Here is a 16879-nt window from a genome sequence, read left to right as displayed (position 1 = left end):
AGGGGCAGGTGCTGTCTTCTCTTGTCGCGGTAGCTGCCGTGGTGGCGATCGTGGCCGGGCTGCTGGTCCTGTTCGGCACCCGGGGGAACGACAGCAAGGCAGAGGAGCCGGCTGGCGCCTCGCCGAAGCCGTCGGCGAAACCCTCCTCCGGGCCGTCGACCGTCGGGGCCAGCGTGCCGAGACCGTCGACGAAGCCGACGACCGAGGCGACCAGCGCACCGCCGCCCGCAGTCAGCACCGAGCCGCCGTCGACCGCGCCGCCCCAGCCGACCGAGACCGCGCAGCCGCCGGCCAAGACCCAGCCGACGCAGCCGACCCAGCCGGTGACGATCCCGGCCGAGGAACGGCCGGCGATCGAGGTCTACAACAACACCCCGACCAAGGGCCTCGCCGACACCGTCGCGAGCCGCGCCCGGCAGGCCGGCTGGACCGTGTCCGGGTCGCCGGACAACTGGCACGGCAAGGTCGCCGAGAGCACGGTGTACTACCCGCCCGGCATGCTCGACGCCGCCAACCAGCTCGCCCACGACCTCGGCATCGGCCGGTCCAAGGGCGCACTGGACAACATGAAGAAGGATCGCCTGACCGTGATCCTCACCTCGGACTACACCGGATGAGTACTCCGGTCATCCAGACCGATGCGGGACGAGAAGGCTGGGAAGCCATCGTCTCCGACCCGTCGACCGCGGTGATCTCGTCCGACTTCGACGGCGTACTCTCGCCGCTCGTCGAGGACCCGGCGCGGTCCCGTCCGGTCGAGGGCGCGCTGGACGCGCTGGCCCGGCTCGCCCGGACCGTGAACCAGGTCGCGATCGTCACCGGCCGGCCCGCACTGGTCGCCACCGAGCTGTCCGGGGTGAGCGGCCATCCGGGCCTCGGGAGTCTCGTGGTACTCGGGCACTACGGGCTGGAGCGCTGGGACGCGGCGACCGGCAAGGTGACGAGCGATCCAGTGCCGGAAGGCGTCACGACGGCTCGGGACCGGTTGCCGGGGCTGCTGCGCGAGGTCGGCGTACCGGATGCGTTCGTGGAGGACAAGGACAGCTCGCTGGCCGTGCACACGCGCCGGCTGGATGATCCGGCCGGGGCCCTCGAACTGCTGCGGGCGCCGTTGACCGCGCTGGCTCAGGAGACCGGGCTGCGGCTGGAGCCGGGCAACCTCGTGCTCGAACTGCGGCCGCCCGGCATCGACAAGGGCGTCGCGCTCCGCCGCCTGATCGAGTCGACCGGCGCCCGGTCGATCCTGTACGCCGGTGACGACCTGGGCGACCTGTCGGCGTACCGGGCGATCCAGGCGCAGCGGGACACCGGACTGCGCGGCGTACTGCTCGCCACGCGGTCCTCGAACGCGACCGAGCTGATCGAGGCCGCGGACATCGTCGTCGACGACCCGAGCGGCGTGGTGACCGTCCTCACGGCCCTTTCGGACGCGATTTCAGCCCGCTGAACGCCTGCGTCACGGTCTTGCCGATCGGCTGGATCGGGTGCTCGACGTACCCGCCCTCCTTCAGATCGGCGAGCCGTTCGAACGGGTTGCGTGACGCCGGGTCGCCGGTGAGCAGGAACGAGACGACCGCGGCCACGACGTACAGCGGGAGCATCGGCAGCCCGATCAGGCAGAAGTACTGCCACGAATGCCGCTCCTCGTGCCGCACCAGCGCCGGGTTGTCGAAGTACGCCCGATCGTGCTTGCTCAGCACGACGTTCCCGATCGTGAACGCCCCCGCGATCGGGAACCCGAGCTTGTAGCCGTTCGCAAAGAACAGTCCCCGAGGCCCCCGACTGAACGTCGCCCGCCCCAGCACCCCGACAACCGCCCCGGCAACCGTGGACAGATTGAGAAAGTTCCCCACCAACTTCACCCACTGCCAGGCGGTCATACATCCAGTATCGAGCAGTTGAGCGCGGTTTGTCGGTGGGGTGGGTCAGACTGGGGTGGTGAGTTCGGTGGTGCGGGTTTGGCGGCCTGGGCGGGTGGTGGATCCGCATTCGGTGATCGGGGGGTTGCGTAAGGGGCCTGGCGATCCGGCCTATGTGTTCGATGCGGGGCGGCGGACCGTGTGGCGGGCTACGCGGACTCCGGACGGGGCGGTGTTGCTGCGATTGACGCCGTACGCCGGTTTTGTCGAGGCGGAGGCTTGGGGGCCGGGGGCTGAGTGGGCGCTCGACGGGGTGCCGGAGTTGCTGGGGGAGCGGGACAGCTGGGACGGGTTCGAGCCGCTGCCGGAGCACCGGGTGCTGGTGGACGCGGCGCGGCGGTTCCCGGATGTGCGCGTGCCGCGGACGCGGGCGGTGTTCGAGGCGATGGCGGCGGCCGGGATCGAGCAGGTGGTGACCGGCAAGGAGGCCTTCCGTGCCTGGCGACTGCTGCTGCGTGAGTACGGCGAACCTGCGCCGGGGCCGACGCCTCCGGACGGGCGGCAGATGATGGTGCCGCCGGCGCCCGAGGAGTGGCGGCAGATCCCGTCGTGGCAGTGGCTGCGGGCGGGCGTCGAGGGCCGGCGGTCGCGGGTGGTCATCACGGCGGCGACCCGGGCGAAGGCGCTGGAGCGGACGCTCGAGCTGAGCGACTCCGACGAGATCGAGCGGCGGTTGCGGTCGCTGCCGGGGGTCGGGGTGTGGACGGCGGCCGAGGTACGGCAGCGGGCTCATGGGGACGCGGACGCGTTTTCGTTCGCGGACTACCACGTGTCGCGGAACGTGTCGTACGCACTGATCGGCGAGGAGCTGGACGACGACGGCTGCGCCGAACTGATCGAGCCGTACCGGGGCCACCGCTTCCGCGTCCAGCGCCTGCTGGAGCTCACCGGCATCGGCCACCCTCGCTACGGCCCCCGCAAGTCGCTCCCCACCCACACGCCGGGCGCAACGCATCGCTTGAGGTAGCCCGGGGCACAGGTCCAGCACCATGACAATCAACGGGGACGGCCTGTACCTCGTCGCCGGCCTGGCCCTGCTGCTCGGTGCCGTCCTGCCGCGCCTGCTCCGCCGGTACGCCGTCTCCGCGCCGATCGCGTTCCTCGGTGCCGGCCTGCTGCTGGGCCTGGCGGTCGACCGCCACCGGTTGAGTCCGATCGCCGAGCCAGGCCTCACGAAGCACTTTGCCGAGCTGACGATCCTGGTCGCGTTGATGGGCGTCGGGCTGGCGATCGACCGGCCGATCGGATGGCGCCGATGGACGGTGACGTGGCGCCTCCTGCTGGTCGCGATGCCGGCCTGCATCGCCGCGATCGCCGGCGCCGGATGGTTGCTCGGGTTGGCACCTGCGACCGCTCTGCTGCTCGGCGCCGTCCTCGCCCCGACCGATCCGGTGCTGGCCTCGGACGTTCAGGTGCAGGGGCCGACGACCGGCGCGGGCGCCGAGCCGGAGGAAGACGACGAGGTTCGTTTCGCACTCACCTCGGAGGCCGGTCTGAACGACGGCCTTGCCTTCCCGTTCGTGTACGCCGCGGTGTTCGCAGCCACCAAGGGCGCGGTGGGCAACTGGGCGCTCGAGTGGTTCGCCTGGGACCTGGTCGGCCGGACGGTGATCGGCGTTGGTGTCGGTGTCGGCGTGGGCTGGTTGCTCGGCAAGATGACGTTCGACGCACCGTCGCGAACCTTCAGGCTGGCTGACGCACGCGAGCCCGTACTGGCGCTTGCGATGACGCTCGGCGTCTACGGCCTGGCGCAGGTGCTGCACGGCTACGGGTTCATCGCGGTCTTCGTCGCGGCGCTGACACTGCGTGCGGCCGAGCGAAGTCACGACTTCCACGAGGAGCTGCACGGGTTCATCGAGCAGCTCGAGCACATCCTCACCTGGGGGATCCTGCTGCTGCTCGGAGTGGCGATCACGGCCGGCCTGCTCGCGCCGCTGACCTTCGCCGGCGCCGCGCTCGGGTCGCTGCTGGTGCTGGTGGTCCGTCCGCTGACCGCGTGGATCTCGTTGGCCCGAACCCCGTTGCGCCGCTCCGAGCGTTGGGTGACGGCCGCGTTCGGGGTCCGTGGGGTCGGGTCGGTGTTCTATCTCGCGTACGCCGGCGCCGACTTCCGCACCGATCTGCCCTGGCTGTGGGCGACTGTCGGTTTCACCGTCGTCCTGAGTGTGCTTGTGCACGGCGTGGCTGCGACCCCGCTGATGCGGATGCTCGACGCCCGGCGTTCCTGAGCGCGGCGGCCGGCGGCTCGAGACCGTGGCGGATCGCGGAAGCGGCGTGGACTCCGGCGGCGAATTCCTTCAGCTTCTCGAACATACCTCCATCGTCCGAGCCTGCGCGCCGCCGCAGAAGTGGCGCTGACGACGACTATCGCTAAGATTTTGACATGTCTCAGCCCACCGTCTCGGTCCTCGCGTACGACGGCATGACCGCGTTCGAGGCCGGCATCGTCATCGAGGTGTTCGGGCTGGTGTGGCCGGACATCGACCAGCCCTGGTACGAGCTGAAGGTCTGCACCGAGACGCCCGACCCGATCCGCGTGATCGGCGGCGCCACGCTCAGCAGCCCGCACGGTCTCGAGGAGTTCGCCGCCGCCGATACGGTCGTCGTACCGAGCGTCGCGGATCCGCACAGCGAGACCTCTCCCGGACTGATCGAGGCGCTCCGGCACGCGCACGCGCGCGGCGCCCGGATCGTGTCGATCTGCTCCGGTGCGTTCGCGCTCGCGGCCGCCGGTCTTCTCAACGGCCAACGCGCGACCACCCATTGGCGGTACGCCGACCTGCTGCGCGAGCGCTATCCGGAGATCCTCGTGGATCCGGAGCCGCTGTACACCGACGAGGGACAGGTGCTGACGAGCGCGGGCTGTGCGGCCGGACTGGATCTGGCGATGCACCTGGTCCGCAAGGATCACGGTGCCGCCGTGGCGAACGCGGTCGCGCGCAGGCTGGTGATCCAGCCGTACCGGGCCGGCGGGCAGGCGCAGTACATCGAGTCCCCGGTTCCGCCGGACCCCGATGACGCCTCGGTCGCGCGGAGTCTCGGCTGGGCGCTCGAGCATCTCGCCGAGCCCATCGGCGTACCCGATCTGGCCCGGCAGGCCGGGTTGTCGCCGCGGACGTACCTGCGGCACTTCGTCAAGGCGACCGGGACGACGCCCGGCAAGTGGCTGATCGCACAGCGCGTTCAGGCAGCGCTGACGATGCTCGAGACCGGGGACGCGCCGGTGGAGGAGATCGCGGTGGCGGCCGGGTTCGCCACCCCGGTGACGTTGCGGCACCACTTCGGAAAACAGCTACACACCTCGCCCTCGGCGTACCGCCGGACCTTCCGCGAACGGCAGCGGAGCTGAGATCGCCTGTCTCGGATGGTGGGAACGGAAGACACAATATGGACCCGATTGGGTAATCTCGGGGGAGCTCATCCAGAGGGACTGAGGGAAACGGCCCGTTGAAGTCCCGGCAACCCTCCCCGTCGAGCCCCCGCCCGGGGCGTCTCGCGGTGGAACGGTGCCAAATCCGTCCCGCCGCCGAGATCCGGTGTTCGCGGGGAAGATGAGAGGGGAACCTCACTCATGAGCCTGACCGCCGCCACCCACACGATCCGTGAAGGTGCCTTCGGCAACGGTACGCACCTGAGCTGTCGCGCCTGTGGGGCGAAGTCGCCGCTCGGCCCGTTCTACGCCTGTATGGAGTGCTTCGGTCCGCTGGAGGTCGGCTACGAGTACCCGACCATCACCCGTGAGCAGATCGAGGCCGGACCGAAGAACATCTGGCGGTACCAGCCGCTGCTGCCCGTCCCCGTGGACGTGGCCAGCTTCCCGAACACCGAGCCCGGCTACACCCGGCTCGTCGACGCGCAGAACCTGGCCCGCGAGCTAGGGCTCAAGAAGCTCTGGGTGAAGGACGACTCCGGCAACCCGACCCACTCCTTCAAGGACCGGGTGGTTGCGTCAGCGTTGAGCGCCACCCGCGAGCTGGGCATGAAGGTCTTCGCCTGCCCCTCCACCGGCAACCTGGCCAACGCGGTCGCCGCGGCCGCGGCCCGGGCCGGCATCCGCTCGGTCGTGTTCATCCCGCACGACCTCGAGCGCCCGAAGGTGATCACCACCGCCGTGTACGGCGGGACGCTGGTCGCCGTCGAGGGCAACTACGACGACGTGAACAAGCTGGCCTCCGAGATCGCCGGTGAGGAGGAGGGCTGGGCGTTCGTGAACGTGAACGTCCGCCCGTACTACTCCGAAGGCTCCAAGACCCTCGCCTTCGAGATCGCCGAGCAGCTCGGCTGGCGGATCCCGCAGCAGGTCGTGATCCCGGTCGCGTCCGGTTCGCAGCTGACCAAGATCGACAAGGGCTTCACCGAACTCGGCAAGCTCGGCCTGGTCGACGCCACCGACTACAAGATCTACGGCGCGCAGGCGACCGGCTGCTCGCCCGTCGCGCAGGCGTTCCGCGACGGCCACGACGTGGTCAAGCCGGTGAAGCCGGACACGATCGCGAAGTCGCTGGCGATCGGCAACCCGGCCGACGGACCCTATGTCCTGGACGTGGCCCGCCGTACCGGTGGCGCGATCGAGGACGTCAGCGACGAAGAGGTCGTCGAGGGCATCCAGTTGCTGGCCCGGACCGAGGGCATCTTCGCCGAGACCGCGGGCGGGGTGACCGTGGCGACGCTGAAGAAGCTGATCGCGACCGGGCAGCTCGACCCCGAGGCCGAGACCGTCATCATCAACTCCGGCGACGGGCTGAAGACGCTCGACGCCGTGGCCGACCGGGTCGGCCCCAAGGTGACCATCCCCGCGTCGTACGACGCCTTCGTGAAGGCAGGCCTGCAGTGAGTGTGAGCGTTCGCGTCCCGACCATCCTGCGGCCCTACACCCAGGGCGTGTCCGAGGTGTCCGCCGAGGGCGCGACCCTGACCGAGGTCCTCGACTCGCTCGACGCGTCGTACCCGGGGATCAAGGGCCGCGTGCTGGACGACTCGGGCGAGCTGCGCCGGTTCGTGAACGTGTACGTCGACGACGACGACGTACGGTTCGCCGAAGGCCTGCAGACCACGATCAAGGACGGCGGCCAGGTCTCCATCATCCCGGCGGTCGCGGGCGGCTGATGCGGCCGATCCGCTGCGGCTTGCCGAGTTCTGGGCCGCTCCGACCACTCCTGGCCTGCCCTTGTGCCGAGTCGTGGATCGGGGTTGTGGCATTGGCGTTTTCGGCGCCGAATTCCACGATTCGCGGATGAGGGTGGGAACCAATCGCCACGAGTCGACGCGGCTTTAGGATTCGGAGATGCGTGCTGTTGTGGTTGAGGAGTACGGCGTTCTGCCCGTCGTGCGGGATGTTCCGCCTCCGGAGCCGGCGGATGGTGCAGTTGTCCTCAAGGTCGAGGCGACCGGGCTGTGTCGTAGCGACTGGCATGGGTGGATGGGGCATGACTCCGACATCGTGCTGCCGCATGTGCCGGGGCATGAGCTTGCCGGGACGATCGCTGCGGTCGGGGCTGGTGTGTCCGGGTGGGCGGTCGGCGATCGGGTCACGACGCCGTTCATCTGCGCTTGCGGTGAGTGCGAGCAGTGCCGGGAAGGCAATCAGCAGGTCTGTCCGAATCAGCTGCAGCCCGGGTTCAACTACTGGGGTTCTTTCGCCGAGTACGTCGCTGTGCCGTACGCCGCTGTGAACCTGGTGCGGCTGCCCGACGACATGGACTTCGCTACCGCGGCTGGCCTGGGGTGCCGCTTCGCTACCTCGTTCCGCGCCGTCCACCAGGTCGGACGGGTCGTCGCAGGCGAACGCGTGGCTGTCTTCGGTTGCGGTGGCGTCGGTCTGTCAGCGGTCATGATCGCGACGGCTCTCGGCGCCGAGGTCATCGCCATCGACACCAACTCCGAGGCGCTGACGCTGGCCCGCGAGTACGGCGCCGTACACACAATCCACGCGTCTGCAGACACCGTCGCGCAGATCCGCGACCTGGGCGGTGCCCACGTCACCATCGATGCGCTCGGTTCCAACGACGTCGTCCAGCAAGCCCTGCAGGCCCTCCGCCCGCGCGGTCGTCACGTCCAGATCGGACTGCTGCCCTCCGGCGTCAACCTCGACGTGGGCCGCCTCATCGGCCAGGAACTCACCTGGCTCGGCAGCCACGGCATGCCCGCCCACGCCTACCCCGAAATGCTCGCCCTAGTTGCCGCCGGCAACCTCAACCCCCAGCACCTCATCACCCGCACCATCACCCTCGAAGAAACCCCAGCCGCCCTGGCAGCCCTCACCAACGGCACCCCCGCCGGAGTCACCGTCATCACCCCCTAGAGGATCGCTCTGGACCTCGGCATCGCCCCAGTGCAACGGTCGAATCCGACCCGAGGAGGCGATCGACCCGATGTCCGAATTCACCCTGCTCCCTGACATCCGCTACGCCGAGCCCGACGGCATCGACCTCTGCCTCGACGTACTAGGTCCTGCACCCCTACCCACCACCCCGCTCCCGACCGTCGTACGGATCGATGGATGCCCAGGCTGGGGACCGGGTGATCGCTCGTCCGCACTGCTGCCGTTCGCGAATCCCGCGCTGGTCCGAGCAGGCTTCCTGACCGTTGCCATCTCCGTCCGTCACAGCGGGCAGGCGATCTTCCCCGCGCAACTGCACGACGTACAGGCCGCTCTGGACTGGCTGCGCCGCAACCCGCTCGGCCTCCCGATCGATCCTGATCGCATCGGCATCTGGGGACAGTCCGCCGGGGGACACCTCGCAGCTCTCGCCGGCCTCACGTCATTTCGCCGTACGGCGGTGGCGAACGTGCATGCAGTAGTGACGATCAGCGGTCCGAGCGATCTCCTCCGTCCTGGCGGGGCGATCCGGATCGACCGCCCTTCGCCGGTCACTGCGTTGGTCGGCGGCGACGTGTCCACGCATCGCGAACAGCTGCACGCGGCAAGTCCGATCGCGCAGGTCAGCGCCGGCGCACCGCCCTTTCTGATCATCCACGGCACCGCCGACGAGACAGTCCCGTACGAGCAGGCCGAACGACTCCATCGCGCCCTGCTCGCAGTCGGCGCGCCGTCGCGTCTCTTGGCGATCGACGGAGGGCGGCACGACCTCCGCGAGGATTGGTACGCCGTGGCGAACGAAGCCGCACGCTTCTTTGCGGAACATTTTCGGCGGTAGATGCAAAATTCTTTCCGCAAATCCCGGCTGCTACAGGCGGATCAGGTAGACCGTGGGTGGGCGGCCGGTGCGGCCGTGTTGTTGGGTGCCGGTGGGGGCGGCGAGGCCGGCTCGTTCGAGGCGTTTCAGGACTCGGCGGGCGGTGCGGAGCTGGACGGCCAGGTGGTCGGCTACGTCCTGGGTGGTGAGGCCGTCGGGGAGGATGGCGGTGAGTTCGCGCATCCGGGCGAGGGTTTGGGTGTTGAGGCCGACCCGGCGGGCGAGGAGCGGGAGGCTCTCGGTGCCGCGCGCGCCGGACGGCTGGTCGCCGGAGGGTTCGATGACGATCTCGACGTCGTCGGACATCGACACGACACCGGCGACGGAGCCGATCGAGGCGGCGCGGCCCACGGCGCGACGGGCGAGTGCCTCGGCTTCTGCCGCCGTACGGCCGACGCCGAAACCGACGTACGCCGTTCTGTGCCGGGCCGCGAGGTGATCGAGTAGAGGCATCCGGGAGAACTGTTCGGTCGCTTGCTCCAGGAGCCCGCGGGTGGTGACGACGAGGTGCCGGCCATCGGGGAGGGCGGCGAGGCTGCCGCCGAGGGTGATGAGATCGGCGGCGAGGGCGTCGTCCGGTTCGGGGAGGTCGATGACGCCGAGCGCGACCTGGGCGTCGCCGACGTGCTGGCCGGTCGTGGTGAGGATCAGGGCCTGCAGGGTGGAGCGGATCGAGTACCGCGACGGGGCGAGCCGCACGGACGGCATCTCGTTCTCGATCAGGTGGAACGCCGAACCCAGGCAGCTGATCGCGACCTTCGTGTCGTGCTTCTCGCGGGCCGTGCGGTGGAACGCGACGATGTCGTCCGAGGTCAGGCCCGGCCGGTACGGCAGCACCTGGATCTGGTCCGTCGGCAGCTTCGCCTCGATCAGGGTCTCCAGCACCTCGGACCGCCGCAGCGTGTCGATCGAGAACTGGGTGACGTTGTGGCCGAGCCGCAGGAGCTCGACGAGGGCGCGCAGCAAGGTCGCCCCGTCGTACGAGACGTACATCGCCGGCCGGTCGATCACCCCGGCCTCGGTGGCGATCGTGTACGGGACGACGCCGGTGAACAGGAACGCGTCGACTTCGCCGTGCGCTTGCTCGACGAGCTCGACCGCTTCGGTCTCGTGCCGGTACGCCAGTGGGACGAGCACGGTCCCGCTCGGAGCACCGACCACCGTCACCCGCTGGACCAGGTCCTCAGGCCCGACCACCCCGACCGCGAGTGCCATCAGTCACCCCCGACGACAGCTGAGCAGATCCTCACGGCAGTCCTCCGACGACTTCTGGTCTGGCCCTCAAGTCGCAGAATAGCGCAGCGGGCTCCGAGATCTTGACGTTCAGGCCTTGCCCTCCTAGTTTCGGTCAAGACCACAATTGCCGCCACCCCCTCAGGCGGGTCGGGGAGCGTCGGTGTGGTGGAGCGACGGAGGGAGCGCGCCACCTCACTGCCCCTCTACTGGTGCAGTTCCTCCAGGCAGCGGATCACCAGATCACGCTCGCCCGCCTGCAATTCCGGGCCGTACGGGTCGTACGCGGCTGCGGCCGACAGCAGTCCCTCCCACTCGGCCGCCCAGAGCATCCGTTGCACATAGCCCTCGATCGGCGCGTAGAACGTCGCTGCCGCGAACCGGTCCAGCCGGTCCGACGCGGTCAGGAACTCCGAGTGGTCGCCTGCTGTCCAGGCCCGCAGTACGGCGGCCGACAACTCGACCTGCGCCGACGCGATCCCGACGAGCGCCGTGTCCGCGCCCCACATGAACGACGGCCCGTACATCCGGTCCTCGCCGGTGATCAGCAGCTTCCCGCTGCCGCGCCCGGCCCAGATCGCGTCCTGGCACCCGATCGCGCGGTCCAGCGTCGCGGTCTTGACGCCGAGCATCGCGTCCAGCGAGAGCAGGTCGCGGATCAGTTCCGGTGAGTACGGGTACCCGCCGGCCTCGCCGTGCAGGTAGAAGCCGACCAGCGGCAGCCCGCTCTCGGCCGCCACCCGCTCGTGCAACGCGACCGCCTGGGCGTGCCCGTCCGGCAGTTCCCCTAGCGCTGCGAGCGGATAGACCATCACCGCATCGGCCCCACCGGCCGCAGCAGCTCGTGCCATCTCGACCGTCGCGTCCGCCGCCTGCTCCAACGTTTGCGCAGCCGAGGACCTCGGTACGCCGACACCGGCGACGATCGGTACGTCGGTAGCGGACCGCCACGTCTCGAGCACCTTGGCGCGATCGCCCGGAGACAGGTACAGCCCGCGCCCGGTGTGCGCCCAGACCGCGACGCCACCGACGGCGTGCTTGGTGAGGGACACGGCGTACGCGGACAAGGCGTCGTACGCGACGACGCCGTCGGAGTCCATCGGGGTGACGACCGCGGGGAGCAGCGTGCCGCGGAGCCGTTCGACGAGTGGATGCATGATGACCTCTCAGACCCTGTTATACGTCGTGCCCGAGACCGGGGCGCTTCGGTACGTCGATCCAGCCGTCGCAATCCGCGAACACGGTCGGGGCCAGCGGGTCCTCGTCGACCATCAACGGCCCCACCAGGTCCGCCGCGACGGTCGCTCCGGGTACGGCGGCGGCCAGGTGTACGGCGGCCAGCGTCGCGACACCAAGCTCAGGCATCGACCCTACCTTCACCGCGAGCCCCGCCGCCTCGGCCACCGCGGCGATCTGCAGTGCGCGATGGAGCCCGCCGACCTTGAGGATCTTGATGTTCAGTACGTCGGCCGCACCGCGCCGGGCGATCTCCAGAGCGTCGTGCAGCGAGTGCATGCTCTCGTCGACCATCACGCGGACGTCGAGGCGGTCCCGCAACCGTACGAGCCCGGTCAGGTCCCAGCGCGGAAGGGGCTGCTCGAGGAGGGTGAGGCCGGCCGCGCTCATCTTACGGAGGTACGGGAGGGCCGTGGTCGCGTCGTACCCCTCGTTGGCGTCCAGGCACAGCTCCGCGTCGGCGGGGATCGCGGCGCGGACGGCCCGGATCAGTTCGAGGTCCTTGGCCGGGTCGTGGCCGCCCTTGACCTTCAGGTGCATGAAGCCGCGGCCGGCGTACTCCGCTGCCTCGGCGGCCATCTCGTCGAGGGTGCCGAGGCCGACCACCCACGTGGTCTGCACGCGGTCGCGGACGCTGCCGCCGAGGAGGGCGTGGACCGGCCAGCCGCTGATCCGTCCGGCGAGGTCGAACAGGGCGATGTCGAGGCCGGATTTGGCGACCTGCTGGCCGCGCAGTACGCCGTCCATCGTGACGTGGGCGCCCGCGCGGTCGAGCGGGTCGCGGCCGATCAGCGCCGGCGCGAGATGCTCCTCGATCGCCGCCTGGACGCCCGCCAGCGTCTCACCGGTGTACGCCGTCATCGGCGAGGTCTCACCGATCCCGACGTCGCCGTCGGCGGTGTGCACCTCGACGACCAGGCTGATCAACTCGGTGCTCACCCCGCTGCTGATCCGGAACGGCCGGCGGTACGGCGCGCTCACCACGCGGGTCTTGATCGCACTGATCGGAGCGGCCCCGAAGGCCTCCGATCCCCCACCCGGCAACTCGGCCGGTTCTGCTGCAAGACTCATAACCGGCTCCTAGGGTCGCAATCTGGGCGGAAAGCATTTACGGTCAAGACCGTAAATACCCTGAGCGCTCCCTGTCAACGGAAGGTGGCACCCCGATGCGGCTGGGTCTGTATCTGAACCTCTACGGCACCCCGGACGAGCGGCCCCAGTTGGCCGACGCCGTGGAGCAGGCGCGGCTGGCCGAGGAGGCGGGATTCGAGTGGGTCGTGCTGGGCGAGCGGCACCTGCACCGGCCCGGGTACCACGAGATCCTGACGTCGATGACGTGGCTGGCCGCGCACACCTCGCGGATCGGGATCGCGACCGCCGGGATCGTGGCGCCGCTGTACGACCCCGTCGTACTCGCCGAGACGCTGGCGCACATCGACGTACTGTCGGGTGGGCGGCTGACGGCCGGATTCGTGCTCGGGTACCGGCCGGAGGAGTTCGCGCTGTACGGCGTGACGCAGGCGGAGCGGGTCGCGCGGTTCGAGGAAGGGCTGGAGATCCTCACCCGGTTGTGGACGTCCGACGAGGTCACGTACGACGGCAAGTTCACGTCCATCCAGGAGGCGTACCTGTCGCCCCGCCCGGTGCAGTCGCCGCGGCCGCGGTTGTGGAACGGCGGGCGGGTGTCGGCCGTGCTGGAGCGTACGGCGCGGATGTGCGACGGGTGGACGACGTCGTTCAACGAACTCGACGCGGACCTGCCGGCGAAGATCGCGGAGTACCTGTCGTATCCCCAAGGCGCCGGATCGCTCGGCCGCGAGGTCATCCTTTGCCGCGAAGGCTACTGCGCCCCCACCTCCCAGGACGCACGCCAGGCCCTCGAGGAGCCACTGCGCGACCTGTACGACGCCTACACCGGCTGGAAGCGCACGTCGACGGACGCAGCCCGCTACACCCAGGGCTGGGACGAGATCGCGGACCGCAGCGTCATAGGCTCCCCAGCCCAATGCGCCGACCGCCTGGCCCATTACGAGTCCATGGGCGCCGACGGCATCATCCTCCGCATCCAACCCCCCGGCATGCCCCAGTCCGAAGCCCTGAAGTCCATCGAGTCCTTCGGCGAACTGCTGTAACTGGGCACCCCCGCTGGAGACTGGGGACAGGCAATTGCTTGTTCCCAGTCCCCCGGGGGTATTCCCAGTTACGCCTTCAGGCCGGACATCGCGATGGAGTCGGTTAGGTAGCGTTGCAGGAGGCCGAAGACCAGGAGGCTGGGGACGACCGTGATGGTGGCGCCGGCCATGACCTGGTTGATGGGGACTGCTTGGGTTTGCAGGGTGGCCAGGCCGACGGTGAGGGTTTGCATCTGGCCCGACTGGCCGATGACCAAGGGCCAGAGGAAGTCGTTCCAGTGCCAGAGGAAGACGAAGATGCCTAGCGTCGCCAGCACCGGGCGGACCAGCGGCAGCACGATCATGGTGAAGATCCGCCACTCGGGGGCGCCGTCGATCTCGGCGGCCTCGAACAGTTCGTCGGGCAGTTGCATGATGAACTGGCGCATCAGGAACACCGCCTGCGAGTTCGCCAGCGTCGGCACGATCAGGCCCCAGTAGCTGTCCACCCAGTCCAGCTTCGCGACCAGGATGTACGACGGGATCAGCGTCGCCTGGAACGGGACCATCAGCGTGGCGAGGAACGCCCAGAACATGATCTCCCGGCCGGGGAACTTCTTCTTCGCGAACGCGTACCCGGCCATCGACGCGAACAGCAGCACGCACGCCACGGACACCAGCGAGTAGAGCAGCGAGTTCACCGTCCACCGCGGGATGTCCGAGCTGGACAGCACCTTCGAGAAGTTCTCCAGCGTGAAGTTCGCCGGGTTCAGCGCGTCCGGGAACGTCCGCCCGCTCGGTGGCGCGAACGCGACCAGCACCATCGCCGCGAACGGCACGATGGTCACGATCGCCGTCAGCGCCAGCAAGGTCGGCAACGTCAGCCGGCCCGCCGTACGCCGACCTGCCGATGGTTTCTCCACTACCGGCCGGACCGGCGGGCGGTCGAGTACCTGAGCCATCTAGTCGTCCCTCCCGACGAGCCGGCGCTGCACGAGCGAGACGATCAGCACGATCAGGAACAGCACCAGACCGATCGCGCTGGCGTAACCGAAGTCGAAGTACTTGAAACCGCTGTCGTACAGGAAGTACACGAGCGAGTAGCTGGACCGCACCGGTCCGCCGCCGGTCATCACGAACATCGCGTCGAAGACCTGGAAGGCGCCGATGGTCTCGATCACCAGCACGAAGAACAGCACCGGCCGCAGTTGCGGCAGCGTCACGTACCGGAACCGCTGCCAGGTCCCCGCGCCGTCGATCATCGCGGCCTCGAGGTACGACTTCGGCACCGCCTGCAGGCCCGCGAGCAGGATCAGCATCGAGTACCCGAAGCCCTTCCACGCCGACGTCACGGCGATCGACGGCAGCACGGTGTTCGACTGGCTGAGGAAGTCGATCGGGCCGATGTTCACCAGCCCGAGGACGGAGTTCAGCAGCCCGTCCTGCGCGTCGTAGATCCACTTCCAGATCACCGCGGCCAGCACGATGCTGGTCACGTACGGCAGGAAGAACACCCCGCGGAAGAAGCCGCGCTTCCACACCACTTGATGCAGCAGTACGGCGGTACCGAGCGACAGCAGGACCGTCAGCGGGACGAAGATCACGGTGTAGGTGATCGTCACCAGCAGGGCCTCGTGGAACACGCTGTCCGACATCAGCCGCGTGTAGTTGTCGAGCGCAATGAAGTCCCACTTGCCGCTGATCCGGTAGTCGGTCAGCGAGAGCAGGAACGCCCCGATCGCAGGCAGGAACCGGAACGCCAGGAACAGCACGAGCATGGGCGCGACGAACAGGAGACCAACCCAAGGTCTGCGCCGCGGCCCACCTCGCCGACGGGGGGCCGCGGGTCCCGCCCGACCCGCGACCCCCCTCTGTGTCGGCACTGTTGGCGTATCGGTCAACGCTGCCTCGAGAGCAGGTCGTTGGCCTGCTTGGCGGCGTCGTCCAGGGCCTGCTGCGGCTGCTTCTTGCCGGTCAGCACGGCCTGGATCTCGGTGCTCAGGAACGACATGATCTGCCGCGCCGACGGGTTCGGCTCACCCGGGATCGCGTACTGCAGCGCGTCCCGGAACTTCGCCGCGTTCGGGTCGGTCGACTCGGACTTGGCGTCGCTGCGCGGCGAGTAGAACCCGGACGCCTTGCTGAGCGCGTCCAGCTGCGCCGCCTGGGTCATGAACGACAGGAACTTCTTCGCGCCGTCGACGTTCTCCGAGGCCGCGTTCACGACCAGACCGCCCGGGAGCCCGAAACCGACCTGCTTCTTACCGGTCAGCGGCGTACCGAGCTCGACGTTCGCCGCGCCCCAGGTCTTCGTCACGGTGGCGACGTCGGCCGGAACGCTGGTCATCGCCATCGCGACCTGACCCTTGCCGAACGGCGAGTCGGCGACCACGTTGCCCGCGGTGAGCGCGGTCTTCGGGATCGCGCCCTCGTCCCACAGGCTCTTCAGGAAGGTCAGCGCCTCCAGGCCCGGCGCCTGGTTGAACGTGACGCTCTTGCCGTCGTCGGCGAACACCTTCCCGCCGGCCTGCCAGAGCAGCGGGTAGAAGTTCAGGTTCAGCGTCGCCTCCGGCGAGGCCGAGTAGTCCAGCGTGGAGAACCCGGCGGCCTTGAGCTTCGGCGCGGCCGCCTTGATCTCGTCCCAGGTCTCCGGCGGCTTGCTGATCCCGGCCTTGGTCAGCACGGTCTTGTTGTACATCGTGGTCGTGACCGTGTGGTAGATCGGGGCGCCGTACACCTTGCCCTCGACCGTCAGGCCGGGGATCGCGGCCGGCAGGAACTTGTCCTTCTCCGGCGCGACCACGTCGTCGACCGGCTCCAGCGAGCCGCTCTTCACGTACTGCGGGATCTGGTCCGGGATCATCAGCAGGACGTCCGGACCCTTCTTGCCGGAGAACGCGGCCGCGACCTTCTCCTCGCGGTTCGCCCACGGCTGGGCCTCGATCTTGAGGTCGATCCCGGAGTTCGCCGCCTCGAAGTCGGTCTCGACCTTCTTCCAGTAGGCGTCGCTGGCCGCCTGATCGGCGATCACCGGGTACATCCAGAGCGTGACGCTCTTCTTCGAGTCGGCGGAGCCAGAGTCACCTCCGCCGCACGAACTGAGCGCGGCAGCGAGAACGAGCGCCGTGAGTGGTGCCGCGATGCGGCGGACGGTGGATTTCATCGCACCCCCAGGGTGTCCGGA

Annotated in this window: 17 protein-coding genes and 1 riboswitch; of the genes, 10 read left to right on the top strand and 7 right to left on the bottom strand. The window is 69.1% G+C overall.

Annotated elements, in window-relative coordinates; translation table 11 throughout:
• Positions 1–8 precede the first annotated feature (8 nt).
• On the top strand, positions 9–617 hold the full coding sequence (locus tag E0H45_RS32790; protein WP_238155467.1) for a LytR C-terminal domain-containing protein: 609 nt from the start codon (positions 9–11) through the stop codon (positions 615–617).
• The gene (gene otsB, locus E0H45_RS32785) at positions 614–1447 is read left to right on the top strand and encodes a trehalose-phosphatase (RefSeq protein WP_131344647.1); all 834 of its coding nucleotides are present in this window, start codon (positions 614–616) and stop codon (positions 1445–1447) included. The genes E0H45_RS32790 and otsB overlap by 4 nt, the downstream gene beginning before the upstream one ends.
• Here the strand turns inward: otsB and E0H45_RS32780 are convergent.
• Positions 1413–1880 (bottom strand): hypothetical protein, encoded by a 468-nt coding sequence (locus E0H45_RS32780; protein WP_131344645.1) that lies wholly within the window; start codon positions 1878–1880, stop codon positions 1413–1415. The genes otsB and E0H45_RS32780 overlap by 35 nt on opposite strands.
• Before the next feature lie 58 nt (positions 1881–1938).
• On the opposite strand from E0H45_RS32780, the gene E0H45_RS32775 reads away from it, so the two are divergent.
• The 7 genes from E0H45_RS32775 to E0H45_RS32745 all read left to right on the top strand — a co-directional run bounded on the left by E0H45_RS32775 (position 1939) and on the right by E0H45_RS32745 (position 9076).
• Positions 1939–2886: a DNA-3-methyladenine glycosylase family protein gene (locus E0H45_RS32775; protein WP_238155465.1), complete on the top strand. Its 948-nt coding sequence runs from the start codon at positions 1939–1941 to the stop codon at positions 2884–2886.
• A 22-nt stretch (positions 2887–2908) separates the two neighbouring features.
• Entirely contained in the window at positions 2909–4147 is a 1239-nt protein-coding gene (locus tag E0H45_RS32770; protein ID WP_131344642.1) for a cation:proton antiporter, read from the top strand.
• Positions 4148–4302: 155 nt separating this feature from the next.
• Positions 4303–5268, top strand: coding sequence for a helix-turn-helix domain-containing protein (locus E0H45_RS32765; RefSeq protein ID WP_131344640.1), 966 nt, complete (start codon positions 4303–4305; stop codon positions 5266–5268).
• Positions 5269–5333: 65 nt separating this feature from the next.
• Positions 5334–5477, top strand: a riboswitch (SAM riboswitch).
• A gap of 13 nt (positions 5478–5490) precedes the next feature.
• Entirely contained in the window at positions 5491–6753 is a 1263-nt protein-coding gene (gene thrC, locus E0H45_RS32760) for a threonine synthase (RefSeq protein ID WP_131295780.1), read from the top strand.
• Positions 6750–7025, top strand: a complete 276-nt coding sequence (locus tag E0H45_RS32755) for a ubiquitin-like small modifier protein 1 (protein WP_131344638.1) — start codon at positions 6750–6752, stop codon at positions 7023–7025. Before thrC ends, E0H45_RS32755 begins: the two co-directional genes overlap by 4 nt.
• A 178-nt stretch (positions 7026–7203) precedes the next feature.
• Complete coding sequence (locus tag E0H45_RS32750) at positions 7204–8220, top strand: zinc-dependent alcohol dehydrogenase family protein (RefSeq protein WP_131344635.1); 1017 nt, start codon at positions 7204–7206, stop codon at positions 8218–8220.
• A 70-nt stretch (positions 8221–8290) separates the two neighbouring features.
• Positions 8291–9076: a prolyl oligopeptidase family serine peptidase gene (locus tag E0H45_RS32745; protein ID WP_131344634.1), complete on the top strand. Its 786-nt coding sequence runs from the start codon at positions 8291–8293 to the stop codon at positions 9074–9076.
• Positions 9077–9106: 30 nt separating this feature from the next.
• Here E0H45_RS32745 and E0H45_RS32740 read toward each other — a convergent pair whose 3' ends face one another.
• The 3 genes from E0H45_RS32740 to E0H45_RS32730 form a co-directional block, all read right to left on the bottom strand.
• Positions 9107–10330 (bottom strand): response regulator, encoded by a 1224-nt coding sequence (locus E0H45_RS32740; RefSeq protein WP_131344632.1) that lies wholly within the window; start codon positions 10328–10330, stop codon positions 9107–9109.
• A gap of 224 nt (positions 10331–10554) precedes the next feature.
• Entirely contained in the window at positions 10555–11505 is a 951-nt protein-coding gene (locus tag E0H45_RS32735) for a dihydrodipicolinate synthase family protein (RefSeq protein ID WP_131344630.1), read from the bottom strand.
• Positions 11506–11524: 19 nt separating this feature from the next.
• Entirely contained in the window at positions 11525–12655 is a 1131-nt protein-coding gene (locus tag E0H45_RS32730; RefSeq protein WP_131344628.1) for a mandelate racemase/muconate lactonizing enzyme family protein, read from the bottom strand.
• A 95-nt stretch (positions 12656–12750) separates the two neighbouring features.
• Between E0H45_RS32730 and E0H45_RS32725 the strand changes: the two genes are divergently transcribed.
• Entirely contained in the window at positions 12751–13716 is a 966-nt protein-coding gene (locus E0H45_RS32725) for an LLM class flavin-dependent oxidoreductase (RefSeq protein ID WP_131344626.1), read from the top strand.
• A gap of 68 nt (positions 13717–13784) precedes the next feature.
• Here the strand turns inward: E0H45_RS32725 and E0H45_RS32720 are convergent, their stop codons facing one another.
• The 3 genes from E0H45_RS32720 to E0H45_RS32710 form a co-directional block, all read right to left on the bottom strand.
• A complete protein-coding gene (locus E0H45_RS32720; RefSeq protein ID WP_131344624.1) occupies positions 13785–14657 on the bottom strand; it encodes a carbohydrate ABC transporter permease in 873 nt (290 codons plus the stop codon).
• Entirely contained in the window at positions 14658–15473 is an 816-nt protein-coding gene (locus E0H45_RS32715) for a carbohydrate ABC transporter permease (protein WP_131344622.1), read from the bottom strand.
• Positions 15474–15592: 119 nt separating this feature from the next.
• Entirely contained in the window at positions 15593–16858 is a 1266-nt protein-coding gene (locus E0H45_RS32710) for an extracellular solute-binding protein (RefSeq protein ID WP_131344620.1), read from the bottom strand.
• Between the last annotated feature and the right edge of the window lie 21 nt (positions 16859–16879).

Origin of the sequence: Kribbella soli (assembly GCF_004331345.1) — a bacterium.
GTDB classification, from domain to species: Bacteria; Actinomycetota; Actinomycetes; order Propionibacteriales; family Kribbellaceae; genus Kribbella; species Kribbella soli.
The sequence above is the reverse complement of the archived record's forward strand: the minus strand, read 5'-3'. Positions and strand labels throughout refer to the sequence as shown.